This is a genomic window from Legionella nigrisilvae (assembly GCF_977063395.2).
In genome coordinates this window covers 362,801-376,526 of sequence record NZ_CDRUGZ020000019.1, presented here as the reverse complement: position 1 = coordinate 376,526, position 13,726 = coordinate 362,801, and the positions used below count along the sequence as shown (strand labels likewise).

Below are 13,726 nucleotides of genomic sequence, written 5' to 3'. Positions count from 1 at the left end.
AGCTCCTAAACTTTATAGATACCTATATCTTCCTTTAGATGTTTGGCAATACCATCCAAATTATGGATAAATGTCATCATTTCTTTAATTCCACTCGAAAAAGTTGAAGTAGTTCGATTAATTTCATTCATACTTTCAACGATTTGTTCAATTCCAACCGCTTCTTGGCGAATGGCTACTTCAATGTGTTGGCTTGAAATGGACGCTTCATTAATCATTTTACTTAAAGCTTGGATAATATGACCTGCTTTTTCAACGAGTTTTATTCCTGAATCAAGAGTCTTGGCTCCTTCTTCGGTCACTGTAACCGCGCGTTCAGTAGTGCGTCGAATGTCCTCAAGAATTTTTTGTACCTGTACGGTGGATTGCTCTGACTGTTCGGCAAGATTTCGCACCTCTGTTGCCACTGCTGCAAATCCTTTTCCCGCTTCACCCGCCTTGGATGCTTCGATCGATGCATTCAAGGCGAGCATTTTGGATTGTTGGGCAAGCGTATTAACTACCGAGGTAATGTCCCCAATTTGTTGCGTGTGAGTACTTAAATCAAGAATGGTTTGGGCTATTATCTTCATCTTTTCTTCTGAAGCTTTAATACCCTGGATACTTTGCTCTACGGATTCACTACCCAGTTTCCCTTGTTCATAAGTATTTTTAGCCACTTCGCGGAGTGTTTGTGCTTTAGTCATGGTTTGTTTTGAGCTTTTATCTATTTCTTCCAAGGAAGCACTGATTTCATTAATAGCAGACGCTTGAGAAGTAATACTTTCTGCTTGTTCATTTGCAGAGGTAAGTACCGTACCCACCATCGTGACTATATCATTGCTGACTTTACTAATTTTTTTGGTGATGGATGCGAGTCCATCGGTCATCAAATTTAAATCTTTGCCTAAATCCTGCAATATATCCTCTTTATCTATTTCAAGACGCTCTCTAAGATCACCTGAAGCCACTTTACTGCTATGTAGTCGATATTTTTTCGATGAATTGACTAATTTTTCAAATAATTCTCGAGATTCCTCTTCTTTGCTGCGAAGGATTTCTTCATTTTTCTTAATCGCCTCTTGCATTGTTTTTAACGATAACAGCAATTTGCCTAATTTATCTGCAGTTCGTATTTTAATATCGATATCACGTTCCCCGGCGGCGATGCGTTCAGCAATATTAATTGCATTATCCACTGGCCTCGCTATGGAACGTTGGGTGACATAAGGCACTGTTAAAGTTAAAAAAGCGGCAAGAATTAATAATGCATAAGCAGATGATTTTAAGGAATTTAAGCTTTCATTTATTTCATCTGTATTTTTTTCAATTTCTTGCGATACGTATGCATACAAGCCACCAGTTCTCTTACCTGTTTCTAAAGAATAGGAACCTAATATAATATCGATCATTGCGTTTTCGACTTCTCTTGTTTTATTCCTACTATTTTCTACATTATTGGAATTATTGGGATCTCTCGGGGAATTGATAAAGGATTTTTGAATATCATAAAGAGGTATATATAATTCTTGCAATTTATCCCATTTAGTTTGTAATTTTTTATCTCCTAGGGAGTGCATTACTTGATCCCATCGGTCTCTAACTTCATTAATTTCGCTCCACAAACGGTCCAAATGTTCTTTGGAGCTAGGATCTCCCGTCATCGCCCAATGCTCGAGAAGGTCTTGTGTCTGATAAATTTGACTATCTAGAATTTCCGGTAAGTTTTCACGACGAATTTCCTGATTCAAGTAAACGACGTTATTCACTTTGGGTATCAAAAACAAAATGGATATAATTACAGGTAAACTAAGGGTCATAAAGCCAATTAACAAACGAGCGCGTACTGTAATAACAAATCGTTTATTCCCATTAGTTTCCATGGACCTCTCCTATCTTATATAAGCGCAGTTTAATTTCTTGACTCAAACTTGATATTAACGTTTCTACATTAATGATTGCCGTAGCGGCATGGTGTAATCCCAGAATATATTCTGGATGGGGCACATTCGGAGAGGATAAAGGCTCAGCTAATTCACTGGGTAGATAAAGTTCACTACCTTCGACGTGCTGAACAAGTAAGCCAAGAGTTATATTATTTATCTGAAGAACAATGATGAATTCATTCTGTTGTTCGGTACTTGGAATTGAATGATTTAGATGAAAAAATTTAAGTAGGTCTACAACTGTAATCAGCGCCCCCCGCCAGTTGATCACCCCAGTAATAAAATGAGGGACGAAAGGGGCAGGAGCGATGCATACATTCCGTAACACTTCTTGAACGTATTGATAAGGGATCCCATAATGTTCATTTTGACCTAGGCTAAAGCGTACGAAAGTAATACCCTGATTTTTGTGGGTATCGAGTTCCTGTTGGGCAAGTTGCCTTGCTCTGGCCTGCAGTATTTTAATGGCTTCTTTATTTTTGGGTATCAATTCCGAAGCATGTTTTTGTTCTTTGATCATCATTCAAAATCCTTGTTCGCTTTCATCATTATTCTCTAGGGAAAAATAGATTGCACCATCATAATGAAAAGCAAGATTTGTCCCCATTGTAACTATAGGATCTGATGCGCCCAGTAAAAGATAAGCGCTTCCAGACATGCATGCACTTATCTTTTTCATAATTTTTGTAACCAGTTCGTTATCAAAATAAATTAGCACATTGCGGCATAAGATTAAATCAACCTCGTATATTCCATTGATTATAGATGGATAGGTCTTATCACATAAGTTAAGGTATTTAAATTGCACCAAATCACGAATCTCAGGTGATAAAACATAGGAGCGCTCATTTTTTAGAAAATATCGTTGTAGGTATTTTTCTGGAATAGAGCGCATGGACCATTGTCCATATATTCCTGAAATGGCTTTTTGAAGTGCAGCCGTATTTATATCAGTTCCTATTAAATAGAGATCCCATGCATCAAGATTGGTTATGAGCTTAGCCAACAACATGGCAATGGTATATATTTCTTCACCTGTAGAACAACCGGCACTCCAAATTTTTAAAGTAGCTTCTTCTGCTTTTCGTTTTAGCAATTGTGGGAGCAGTTTATGCTCAAGTAATTGCATTTGATTTTTGTCTCTAAAGAAGTAACTTTCTCCCACTGTAATTGCTGCAACTAAATCTGCTAGTAAAGAAGAGTTACTGGCACAACTTTTCAATTGCTCTAAGTATTCTAGGGGGCGATAATTAAATTTAATGCATGCGTCAGTAATGTTTTTTGCTAATTCTTGGGCTTGATTTACCTGGATTATAAGTCCATAACGGGTATGGATTAATTCCATAAATGCGGGTTCGAGCTTTTTTATGTCATCTAATAAATTAGCGCTCATATTACTCATGATTAGTAGCCATCTGGTTGAAGTGGGTTAGTTTTAAAGCAAAAATCCAATCGATATTGATTAACAGCGAAACCCCTGTTTCCAAAGTCACGGCGCCAAGAAAAGGTGAGTTATCACTCGTAAATTCTTCATGAATTTCAATTTGCTGTTCATCAATGGAGCTCAATTCAAGCATTTTATCAACAATCAAACCCACCTGATGTGTTCCATCGGAGCATAATAAAATGGGTATATTCAAAGGATAGGTTTCATTTCGGGTTAAACCCATAGCAATAGCCAAGTCAAGAATGGGTATGCATTTATTTTTAAGATTCATTAATCCAACAAAATAGTCTGGGCTGGTGGGCACGATTTCGAGCATAGGCAAAGGAAGAATTTTTTCTATGTAGCGTAAATCCATACAGGCTTGTATGTCTCGTAAAAGAAAATGCAGAACTGTAAGGTTCTTGGGGAGCACTTTATACATTCCTTCTTTTATAATACAACGCTATTATCGTGTCTCTATAGCGTAGGTGATAATGGGGTAAAAAAAATTATTAATTCCATTTTATAGTTATAGACCTAATAGGGTTGATGCACAAGACGTACTCTATGTGTTTTAAATGTAGCCTGAAAAAGGAAGATCCATCACTCGAACGTATCGTACTTATACGTCCAAGTGAGGTTTATAAAGGGTTATGCGCTATAGCCAATTTTTTATATCAAAATCCCAAAATGGATCTAGGTTTCTTTATGAGTGGCAAAATAATTTAAATCCAACTCGCGTGCTGCTTTCACATCATCTAACCGTTTGACGGGCAAGGTATGGGGGGCATTTTTAACCAACTCAGGGTTTGTGGCTGCTTCTTCCCTAATGCTTTTCATAACCCGCACAAAATGATCTAATTCTTCTTTGCTCTCCGTTTCCGTAGGTTCAATCAAAAGACATTCGGGAATGAGTAAAGGGAAATAAGTTGTGGGGGCATGCACGCCATAATCCAACATCCTTTTAGCAAAATCCATTGCAGTAATGCCATATGTTTTCTTTTCTGGACTTAAAGTAATAATAAATTCATGAGAGGCGCGTCGCTGCGGATAGGCTGCAGTAAATCCTACTTTAGTTAATTCTTTAAGTAGATAATTTGCATTAAGCGTCGCATATTCTGAAACACGAAGTAAACCTTCTTTACCCAGTACTCTCATATAAAAATAAGCACGCAGTAAAATACCTGCATTCCCCATAAAACAAGACAGGCGTCCAATACTTTGTGGGTAGTCTTGCCGGGTTGCCCATTGATATCCCGAATCGGTTTTTTTCACTATCGGTAAGGGTATGAACGGAAGCAGACGCTTACCTACCGCTACTGGACCAGCACCAGGTCCGCCCCCACCGTGTGGGGTTGCAAAGGTTTTATGCAGGTTTAAATGCATCACATCAAAGCCCATATCACCGGGTCGTACTTTTCCTAAAATTGCATTAAGATTAGCGCCATCGTAATACAATAATCCCCCAGCTTGGTGAACAAGAGCCGCTATCTCTTTAATTTGACGCATAAATAAACCCAATGTAGAGGGGTTAGTTAGCATGATGCCGGCTGTTCTGGGCCCCAGCTTGCTTTTCAATTCCTCTAAATCGATGTCGCCATCCGCAGCAGTGGGGATTTCAACAATCTTAAAGCCACACATGACTGCAGAGGCTGGATTGGTACCATGGGCAGCATCGGGAATCAGCATTTCATCGCGTGCTGTATCGCCTCGAGATTGATGATAAGCTTTTATCATTGCAACGCCAGCAAATTCTCCTTGTGAGCCTGCCATTGCTGTTAAAGATACCCCAGCCATCCCTGTAATTTCAGCAATATGTTCTTGCAAGCGATACAAAGGCTCTAAAAAACCTTGGCTGTTATCTTCAGTCGCTAGAGGGTGGCGATTGAGAAAGTTGGGTATGGATGCGGCTTTGTGAACCCCTCGGGGATTATATTTCATGGTGCAGGAACCCAAAGGATAAAAATTGCTATCGATCGAGAAGTTTTTATGAGACAAACGTGTGAAATGTCTAACTACTTGCAATTCGGAACATGCCGGCATTTTGGGGGGCGTTTTTCGCTGCAATTCAGCAGGAATCGCGTATTTACTGGCTGAAATTTTTGGCGCTTGCGCTGTTGCCTGACAGTCTTTTTTAGATAATTCAAAAATCAACATAATTTGCCTTCCATTTTTTGAATAAATTCTTTAAGTTCAGCTCGATGATTGACAGGGGTAAATTCAATAAATTGATACTCCGCAATTTCCGCCAAATAATACGGATCCTCTTTGAAGATAGATTCGAGATAGGCGCGATCATTTGTGGCTGCAATGATAATTCCACCTGTTCGAGGTTTCATAGGACCTGAAACCAGTAATAAACCCTGCTTATAGTAGTAATCAAGAAACTCTCGATGTGCTTGTAGGTATTTATCTACTTCACTTAGAGGAACTAAGTAGGTTAACTGAATTACAAACATGAGTCACCTCGTTGGGACAGGATGGATTTCAAGGTTCGGACAAAAAGTGCAATTTCCTCTGCAGTACGCATTTCCGTAGCACAGACTAAAAGGGTATTTTTCAGTTGAGGATAATGAATTCCTGGGGTATAACCACCAGTAATACCTGCTTGGGCTAATTGTTCTAACACGTGCTCTACAGGTTGGTTGAGCTTAAGTACTGCTTCATGAAAATAAGGGGCAGAAAAAACTTGTTCTACACCTTCAATTTGGGTTAAAGCATCTACTAACTCATGAGTATTCTGATGGCATTGACTTGCAACCTGGCGTAATCCTTCAGCGCCCAAAAGGCTCATATGGATTGTCGCGGCGGTCACTAATAAACCTTGGTTAGTACAAATATTTGAGGTGGCCTTAGCCCGACGTATATGCTGTTCCCGTGCTTGCAAGGTTAAAGTAAATCCTCTTTTTCCATCTTTATCCAAAGTACAGCCGATAATTCGACCAGGCATTTGGCGTACATGAGCCATGCGGGTGCTTAAAAACCCAAAATAGGGACCGCCCGATGCCATAGGACAGCCTAGAGGTTGGCCTTCACCACAGCTAATATCAACACCATGTTTCCCCCATGAACCTGGCGGCTTTAACAAGGCAAGTGAGACAGGATTAACGCAGGCAATACTAATAACATTATTATGATGGGCCCAATCGCTGAGCTCATCAACGTGTTCCAAACATCCAAAAAAGTTGGGTTGCGCAATAACCAAGGCAGTAATATCTTCTCCTGTATATGCTTCTAATGCGGAAAGAGGGGTAATCCCTTGTTTTTCATCAAAGGCCAATGTTAGCACTTCAATATGCTGGTTTCGCAGGATGGTCTCAATGGTTTCACGATAGAAGGGGTGAATTGTCCCAGGGATTAACACACGACTGGTTTTACTGTGTTTATTCACTCGGACAGCCATTAAAATAGCTTCGGCTAATGCGGTGGCGCCATCATACATCGATGCATTGGATACATCCATACCGGTTAATTCACAGATCATGGTTTGGTATTCGTATAACAACTGCAAAGTACCTTGACTGGCTTCGGCTTGGTAGGGAGTGTATGCGGTTAAGAACTCGCCACGAGAAGCGATATCCCACACTGCTGCAGGTATATGATGCTCATAGCATCCTGCGCCCATAAAACAGATTCCATTTTTATTTTTATTAGCCAGATTGTTTGCTTCTTTGAGCATATCCATTTCATTGATACCCGCAGGTATATTTTGAAACCCTGCATATTGCAAAGACGATGGAATTTCATCAAATAGGGTTTGAGTATCTCGAACCCCAATGGAATCAAGCATGGCTTTGCTATCTTCGGGAGTGTGTGGGATATAAGGCATAATTAATGCTCCTCAGCGATCTCATTTTGATATTGTTCCGCAGTCAATAAACTATTAATTTCGTCTGGATGACTGGGCTTCATTTTGACAAGCCAACCCGCTGCATAGGGTTCAGAATTAACAAGAGCTGGATTTTCGACTACTACTTCATTGATGGCAGTAACGATACCACTCACGGGTGCATAAAAATCAGAGGCAGCTTTTACTGATTCAACTACACCAAGTTCTTCTCCTGCACTTACTTCATCACCAATTTCAGGCAACTCAACAAAAACCATATCACCCAATAATTGTTGGGCATGGTCGGTAATGCCCACGGTTACTTCATTTTGATCTTCTTTTATCCATTCATGGGTATTTGTGAATTTCAACTCATTCATTGCATTGTCCTTATTTAATTCTATAGCACTGAAGTCAAATTAAATCTAGAAATCTACAAAGTTACGAGAAAACTCGATCCTTTTTTGCATTCAGACTATACGTTTTTATTTTTACTTAACTGGATCCGATGTTTTAAATCGCTTTTCCTGATTTTACAAAACGCGGTTTTCCAACTTTTGCAGGAACTAATTTTCCGCGAATATCAACCATTACCTCTTCACCTGTTTCAGCTGGAACTCTCGCCAAGGCGATAGATTTTTCCAGTGTAGGTGAGTAGCTCCCACTAGTAATAATTCCATCAGCACAACCTGGGATTATTACTTTTTGTCCATTACGCATGATACCTTTATCTAATAAAGTGAGCCCCACCATTTTTCGTTTTATTCCAATTTGTTTTTGGGAAAATAAAGCTCCCATCCCAATAAAATCACGATCGGCGGGTTCCCATTTAATAGTCCAACCGAGTCCTGATTCTAAGGGGCTGGTGGTAGTGTCCATATCTTGCCCATAAAGAAGCATTCCTGCTTCCAAGCGAAGGGTGTCGCGGGCACCTAATCCACAAGGATGAACACCAGCCTGCATTAAATCATTCCATAATTGGATAATGAATTCTTGCGGGGCAATGATTTCAAATCCATCCTCTCCCGTATATCCAGTGCGCGCAAAAAACCATTGTTCCACATCCACGCATTCGAAACTCGTTAAAGTAGAAACGGCATCAATTTGCGCAGGAGTAAGAATTTTTTTTGTTTTTTCTATCGCGTTAGGTCCTTGCACGGCAATCATTGCCAATTCTCTTCGTTCCTGTAAACCAACGGCAAAGCCTTCACTTTTTTGGCGAATCCAAGCTAAATCATCTTGTCGGGTTGCCGAGTTCAGAACCACTCTGTAATTATCAGAAGCGCGTTGGTAGACGATTAGATCGTCAATAATTCCACCATGTTCATTACACATACAACTGTAAAGTGCTTTTCCGTTGTGTTCAAGCTGATCCACATCATTGGTTAAAAGTTTACGTAAGAATTGACGGCCACCGGCGCCAAGAATGTCAACAATAGTCATATGCGATACATCGAACATGCCCGCATCTTTACGAACATAGTGGTGCTCATTAAGCTGAGAACCATAATGCAAAGGCATTTCCCAGCCATGGAAATCAACCATTTTGGCGCCACAAGCTTGATGTGTGGCATGGAGAGGGGTTTTAGCAATCATTGTACGTCCTTTTTTCAATCACCTTAGTGTGGGTGATTATACCTATTGCGATATATACTGTATATTCCATACAGCATATTTATTAGGACTACTTTAATGACTGGGCTAAATATTTGGCGTTGGATGTTGGATTTAGGGTGGTTAGTATTCCTCCTAATACTCCTCCGGCATTTTTGGCGTGATAGACAAGTATTGGTACAAGCACAATCGTGGCTAAAAGTTAAAGGTTATATTACTAAATGCGACTGGACTAAAGTAGGTCATAGTGTTTGGCCTAAAATTGAATATACTTATCAAGTTGATGACAAAGATTTAACGGGAGAATATTTGTTTTTAGATACAGCCCATAACAATCCTAATAGTAAATATTCCCGTGGCATTGCTTATAAAGCGGCTGTTGCTTTTCAAGAAAATACGGCAATTGATATCTATTATAATCCCAATGACCCTGAGGAGTCTGCTCTAGATGTAACCATGCCAAGCAAATTAAATATGATTTTGATTTTGATTGGCATGTTAATCCTTATGCATCTAGGACTTATGGTTTGGCGTTATTTGGGTTAGGCTGACCTGGTGCTGGGGTAGTAGCTGGCATTGAATCACTGTCTTCTTCAACATCACATTTACAAGGTTGTTTGGTTACTACGGATTGTAAACTGGTGATGGTATATCCCCGCACTCCTTGTCCTGATGGCGCAACCATAAAATTAATCGTTACCTTCAAATGTTGACGTTGTTGGTATTGTGGATTTTGATACGCTACGATAAGCCCCATTGTTGCTTTCCAATGTGTTGGGTCGATATTGGTGATTACCGGGGGGGCAGTAGCTACGGCACTCACATTATAGAGATTTTTTTGGACATCCTCTGGTAATTTGGAGGCATTTAACGCCTTGCTGTAGGATATCCAGGCGTCCGCTGCAAAGTACTTAGCTATTTTCTTCTGATCTTCAAGGTAATTTTTATAGCTATAAGTATAGGTGGCTACGATTGCCTCATTAACCCAGACGGATAATTGGGCGGGCTCTGGTTGTGCATAGCTAAATTGGAAAAAAATTGATAAGAAAATAAAGACTAATTTCTTGTTCATAAGCATATCCCTTTTACAATAAAAAGTAGAGTGTAGTTTAATTACTAAGTTAAGAATATGTTCCTCTTGTTCCTCTTCCCTCCCGCGAGATCGAGCTACTGAGCCTTTATTCTTTGTTTCAAAGCACATGTCACGTTAGGGATAGGCTCAACTTAGTGCATTAAGGTGTAGCCAATTATCGGATGATTTCTTAAATTCCCAATGATCTTGTTTTATAGTGTAGCTCATTCAATACACATAAAAAATCCCCGGCTGCTGCCGGGGCAAATTGGATGTTTAGATAATGAAATCTAAACACTGCTCCGCTTAAGAGGGGGTAAAGCGAAGCTAAGCATTCGGGGGAAATGCTCACTATATTAGACACGGAAATTTTTGGAAAGTTCAATTTTTGTGCAAATTATTTCATTTTAAAGAAAGCAAAAAACTAAATTATTGAATATTAGTACAATTCACGAATTCATTACGTTTGCTGCAGGTGACTTTTTTATCTTTGAGCACAACACTCTCCTTTTTAATCAGAAGAAAGGTTTATATTAACGGCTTTAATCTATCGGACAAGCTGTCTTTATGATATTTTATTATCCTGAAACAAGCAGCTGTTCCCGTATCAATTTAAAATTATTCCAGGGCGGAAAATTTTGCGAGGTATAGGCGTATATTTGGCCCTTGAGTTTCATTTTTTTTTTCAATTATTATACTGCGTGATTAATCAGTTGCAGAGTGTATTTTGGGTGTCGACAAAGTTATTGAGGAGGCATTGTGCGCGAAAGTCGGTTCTACTTTGCTAATCCTGATAGATTTGGCCGATATGTAAATCGTTGGGATTTGCTGCTCATTGTTCTTATTTTTTCCATATTGTTCTTTTTAGGTTGGGCCGGTTCGCAAATGGCCACTCCCTATCAATTGGGAGAGCAGATACCCATTTCATTAGATCCTGCCAATCTTCCTTTTTATGCATTACGTACGGTACTTCGTATGTTTATTGCCTTGTTTTTTTCGATTATATTTACGTTTACGATAGGACTTTGGGCTGCAAAAAATCGGCGTGCAGAACAAATCATTATTCCTGCGATTGATATTTTACAATCTATCCCGGTTTTAAGTTTTCTATCGATTACAGTAACCGGATTCATCCGCTTGTTTCCTAACAGTTTGCTAGGACCTGAATGTGCATCCATTTTTGCTATCTTTTGTGCACAAGTATGGAATATGACGTTTGGTTTTTATCAGTCCTTAAAAACATTACCCCATGATTTACAAGAAGTGTCTTCTATGTTTCGACTTTCGGCCTGGCAACGCTTTTGGAAATTGGAAGTGCCTTTTTCCATGTCGAGTTTGTTGTGGAACATGATGGTTTCTATGTCTGCTAGCTGGTTCTTTGTGGTTTTGTCTGAAGCGATCTCAGTAGCGCATCAAGACATTCGATTGCCGGGCGTAGGGTCTTATATTGCCTTGGCAATTCAGCAACGAGATTTACATGCGGTGGGTTATGCTATTTTAGCAATGATGATTGTTATATTTTTATACGATCAAATCTTTTTTCGTCCTCTAATTGCCTGGTCTGAAAAGTTTAAAACAGAGCCCTCCCATGATGGAGCGGAATATCAATCTTGGCTCGTGGATTGGATTCGTGGCAGTAGACTAATGAAGCAGTTTGCTGAAGTTCTTGGCATTTTTTCCGATCATTTTGTCAATGCGCGTTGGCTGAGAATCAATGAGACAAAAATAATAAGGGAAATTGACTTTAAAAAGCAGAAGCGTCTCGATCGACTTTGGAGCATCTTAGTTTTAATTAGCGTTTGTGCTGGAGCATGGTTCTTATTGCGCTTTATTCTTGCAGAATTGAAAGTGAGCGATATTTTGCATGTGTTTTTGCTGGGAGCAGCAACCGGGGCTAGGGTACTTTCTATGATATTTCTTAGCTCCTTAGTTTGGATTCCAGTAGGCGTGTGGATTGGTCTAAGGCCAAGAATTGCACAAAAAATACAGCCAGTGATTCAATTTGTAGCAGCATTCCCTGCAAATTTATTCTATCCTTTATTTGTGATAGCTATCGTAGCGTTTCATTTAAATGTAGAACTATGGGTGACTCCACTCATGATTCTTGGAACTCAATGGTATATTTTATTTAATGTGATTGCAGGAGCATCGACTATTCCGCGAGAACTCTATCTTGCTGCAGACAATTTTGGCTTGAAGGGGTGGCTCTGGTGGAAAAGGTTAGCATTGCCTGGCATTTTTCCTTTTTATATTACGGGCGCCATCACAGCTGCGGGTGGTGCATGGAATGCGAGCATTGTGGCAGAGTTCGTGAGTTGGGGGAATACTACCCTTAGAGCTACAGGTTTGGGAGAATACATCCAAGCCAGCACGGCAACGGGAGACTTTCCAAAAATTGCTTTAGGTACTGCAATGATGTGTTTGTATGTACTTACTTTTAACCATTTGATTTGGCGTCCGCTCTATCGCTTGGCGGAAGAACGTTTTAACCTTAATTAAAGATACTTATGTCTGAAACCATTATTGCAATAGAAAGCTTACGCAAGTCTTTTAAAAAAGCAGCAGAACAAGATTTGCTTGTGCTTGAGGATGTGAACTTTAAGCTTCAAGAAGGCGAAATCGTTGCCTTATTAGGTAAATCCGGTTCAGGGAAGTCAACTTTGTTGCGTATTATTGCAGGTCTTATAGCCCCCACTGGTGGAACCGTAACTTATAGGGGTAAACCGGTCACCAGTCCTGTCGCTGGGATTGCAATGGTTTTCCAGTCGTTTGCCTTAATGCCTTGGCTTACCGTATTGGAAAATGTAGAGCTTGGACTAGAGGCTCAAGGAGTAAGTCGGGATGAGCGCAGGCATCGAGCCATTGAAGCGATTGATATTATTGGTCTTGATGGTTTTGAATCGGCGTTTCCAAAGGAACTTTCCGGTGGGATGCGTCAACGGGTTGGTTTTGCGCGAGCCTTAGTCATTAATCCCGATGTTTTATTGATGGATGAGCCTTTTTCCGCCCTTGACGTACTTACCGCGGAAAACTTGAAGTCCGACTTGTTGGAATTATGGGCAGAAAAGAAAACCAATACCAATGGGATTTTATTAGTGACTCATAATATTGAAGAAGCTGCTACATTAGCTGACAGAATAGTAATTTTTGGGAATGATCCAGGGTACATCCGCGCCGAATTACCTGTTACCTTACCGCAGCCACGAGATCCTGAGTCACCTGAGTTTCGGGCTTTGGTTGATAAAATTTATACATTAATGACGACTGGGCCTAAAGAAAAAGCAAAACGAGCCCAAAGAGAGCGACAAATCGGTTTAGGATACCGATTACCCGATGTAGAACCTTCCGAACTTACTGGCTTGATTGAGACGATGACCTCTTTTGAAGAGCGTATTGATCTACCAGAGCTTGCAGATGAGTTGATGATGAATATTGATGACCTATTTCCCATACTTGAAACATTGGAAATATTAGGTTTCGCTAAAGTTTCTGCAGGAGATATCCAATTAAGCGACTTAGGAAAGCAATTTGCTGAAGCTGATCTTCAAGAGCGTAAACAATTATTCGCGCAGAGATTATTGGAAAAGGTACCTCTTGCCCGTTACATCCGCCGAGTATTAGATGAAAAAGTAGGACATAGAGTTTCTGAAGAACGTTTTTTGAGTAAGCTTGAAGATTATCTAAGTGAAAAAGAAGCCGACCGTGTATTACGTACCATGATTGACTGGGGACGTTATGCTGAGATTTTTGCTTATGATTTCAATACCGGAATTTTAAGTTTGGAAAATCCAGGTAAGGGAGCATAAAAGATTTAAAATGTTAATCCAAACCGTTTCGTTAAATTCCTCCTTGGGGACAAT

Annotated in this window: 13 protein-coding genes; 3 read left to right on the top strand and 10 right to left on the bottom strand. The window is 39.9% G+C overall.

Annotated elements, in window-relative coordinates:
- Positions 1-5 precede the first annotated feature (5 nt).
- The 9 genes from ACWTE2_RS06735 to gcvT form a co-directional block, all read right to left on the bottom strand.
- Positions 6-1,862, bottom strand: coding sequence for a methyl-accepting chemotaxis protein (locus tag ACWTE2_RS06735; RefSeq protein WP_454784729.1), 1,857 nt, complete (start codon positions 1,860-1,862; stop codon positions 6-8).
- On the bottom strand, positions 1,852-2,448 hold the full coding sequence (locus ACWTE2_RS06730) for a chemotaxis protein CheW (protein WP_454784728.1): 597 nt from the start codon (positions 2,446-2,448) through the stop codon (positions 1,852-1,854). The genes ACWTE2_RS06735 and ACWTE2_RS06730 overlap by 11 nt, the downstream gene beginning before the upstream one ends.
- Entirely contained in the window at positions 2,449-3,327 is an 879-nt protein-coding gene (locus tag ACWTE2_RS06725; RefSeq protein ID WP_454784727.1) for a CheR family methyltransferase, read from the bottom strand.
- Positions 3,320-3,793 (bottom strand): chemotaxis protein CheW, encoded by a 474-nt coding sequence (locus ACWTE2_RS06720; protein ID WP_454784726.1) that lies wholly within the window; start codon positions 3,791-3,793, stop codon positions 3,320-3,322. Before ACWTE2_RS06720 ends, ACWTE2_RS06725 begins: the two co-directional genes overlap by 8 nt.
- Before the next feature lie 254 nt (positions 3,794-4,047).
- A complete protein-coding gene (gene gcvPB, locus ACWTE2_RS06715; protein WP_454784725.1) occupies positions 4,048-5,508 on the bottom strand; it encodes an aminomethyl-transferring glycine dehydrogenase subunit GcvPB in 1,461 nt (486 codons plus the stop codon).
- Positions 5,502-5,810: a YciI family protein gene (locus ACWTE2_RS06710; protein ID WP_454784724.1), complete on the bottom strand. Its 309-nt coding sequence runs from the start codon at positions 5,808-5,810 to the stop codon at positions 5,502-5,504. The genes gcvPB and ACWTE2_RS06710 overlap by 7 nt, the downstream gene beginning before the upstream one ends.
- On the bottom strand, positions 5,801-7,180 hold the full coding sequence (gene gcvPA / locus ACWTE2_RS06705) for an aminomethyl-transferring glycine dehydrogenase subunit GcvPA (RefSeq protein WP_454784723.1): 1,380 nt from the start codon (positions 7,178-7,180) through the stop codon (positions 5,801-5,803). Before gcvPA ends, ACWTE2_RS06710 begins: the two co-directional genes overlap by 10 nt.
- A gap of 2 nt (positions 7,181-7,182) precedes the next feature.
- Complete coding sequence (gcvH, locus tag ACWTE2_RS06700; RefSeq protein WP_182391995.1) at positions 7,183-7,560, bottom strand: glycine cleavage system protein GcvH; 378 nt, start codon at positions 7,558-7,560, stop codon at positions 7,183-7,185.
- A gap of 133 nt (positions 7,561-7,693) precedes the next feature.
- Positions 7,694-8,776, bottom strand: a complete 1,083-nt coding sequence (gene gcvT, locus ACWTE2_RS06695; protein ID WP_454784722.1) for a glycine cleavage system aminomethyltransferase GcvT — start codon at positions 8,774-8,776, stop codon at positions 7,694-7,696.
- Positions 8,777-8,872: 96 nt separating this feature from the next.
- On the opposite strand from gcvT, the gene ACWTE2_RS06690 reads away from it, so the two are divergent.
- Positions 8,873-9,340, top strand: a complete 468-nt coding sequence (locus tag ACWTE2_RS06690) for a DUF3592 domain-containing protein (protein ID WP_182391993.1) — start codon at positions 8,873-8,875, stop codon at positions 9,338-9,340.
- On the opposite strand, the gene ACWTE2_RS06685 is transcribed toward ACWTE2_RS06690, so the two are convergent.
- Positions 9,315-9,866: a DotI/IcmL family type IV secretion protein gene (locus tag ACWTE2_RS06685; protein ID WP_454784721.1), complete on the bottom strand. Its 552-nt coding sequence runs from the start codon at positions 9,864-9,866 to the stop codon at positions 9,315-9,317. The two genes, ACWTE2_RS06690 and ACWTE2_RS06685, sit on opposite strands and share 26 nt — an antisense overlap.
- A 759-nt stretch (positions 9,867-10,625) precedes the next feature.
- Between ACWTE2_RS06685 and ACWTE2_RS06680 the strand changes: the two genes are divergently transcribed.
- A complete protein-coding gene (locus ACWTE2_RS06680) occupies positions 10,626-12,365 on the top strand; it encodes an ABC transporter permease (RefSeq protein WP_182391991.1) in 1,740 nt (579 codons plus the stop codon).
- 8 nt (positions 12,366-12,373) lie between these two features.
- Positions 12,374-13,672, top strand: a complete 1,299-nt coding sequence (locus tag ACWTE2_RS06675) for an ABC transporter ATP-binding protein (RefSeq protein WP_182391990.1) — start codon at positions 12,374-12,376, stop codon at positions 13,670-13,672.
- The last annotated feature ends 54 nt before the right edge of the window (positions 13,673-13,726 follow it).

Bases quoted from the DNA above. Each gene is read 5' to 3' on its own strand.
- ACWTE2_RS06675 (WP_182391990.1), top strand. From the start codon at position 12,374: ATGTCTGAAACCATTATTGCAATAGAAAGCTTACGCAAGTCTTTTAAA.
- ACWTE2_RS06730 (WP_454784728.1), bottom strand. From the start codon at position 2,448: ATGATGATCAAAGAACAAAAACATGCTTCGGAATTGATACCCAAAAAT.
- gcvH (WP_182391995.1), bottom strand. From the start codon at position 7,560: ATGAATGAGTTGAAATTCACAAATACCCATGAATGGATAAAAGAAGAT.
- ACWTE2_RS06690 (WP_182391993.1), top strand. From the start codon at position 8,873: ATGACTGGGCTAAATATTTGGCGTTGGATGTTGGATTTAGGGTGGTTA.
- ACWTE2_RS06720 (WP_454784726.1), bottom strand. From the start codon at position 3,793: ATGTATAAAGTGCTCCCCAAGAACCTTACAGTTCTGCATTTTCTTTTA.
- ACWTE2_RS06725 (WP_454784727.1), bottom strand. From the start codon at position 3,327: ATGAGTAATATGAGCGCTAATTTATTAGATGACATAAAAAAGCTCGAA.
- gcvT (WP_454784722.1), bottom strand. From the start codon at position 8,776: ATGATTGCTAAAACCCCTCTCCATGCCACACATCAAGCTTGTGGCGCC.
- ACWTE2_RS06685 (WP_454784721.1), bottom strand. From the start codon at position 9,866: ATGAACAAGAAATTAGTCTTTATTTTCTTATCAATTTTTTTCCAATTT.
- ACWTE2_RS06710 (WP_454784724.1), bottom strand. From the start codon at position 5,810: ATGTTTGTAATTCAGTTAACCTACTTAGTTCCTCTAAGTGAAGTAGAT.
- gcvPA (WP_454784723.1), bottom strand. From the start codon at position 7,180: ATGCCTTATATCCCACACACTCCCGAAGATAGCAAAGCCATGCTTGAT.
- gcvPB (WP_454784725.1), bottom strand. From the start codon at position 5,508: ATGTTGATTTTTGAATTATCTAAAAAAGACTGTCAGGCAACAGCGCAA.
- ACWTE2_RS06735 (WP_454784729.1), bottom strand. From the start codon at position 1,862: ATGGAAACTAATGGGAATAAACGATTTGTTATTACAGTACGCGCTCGT.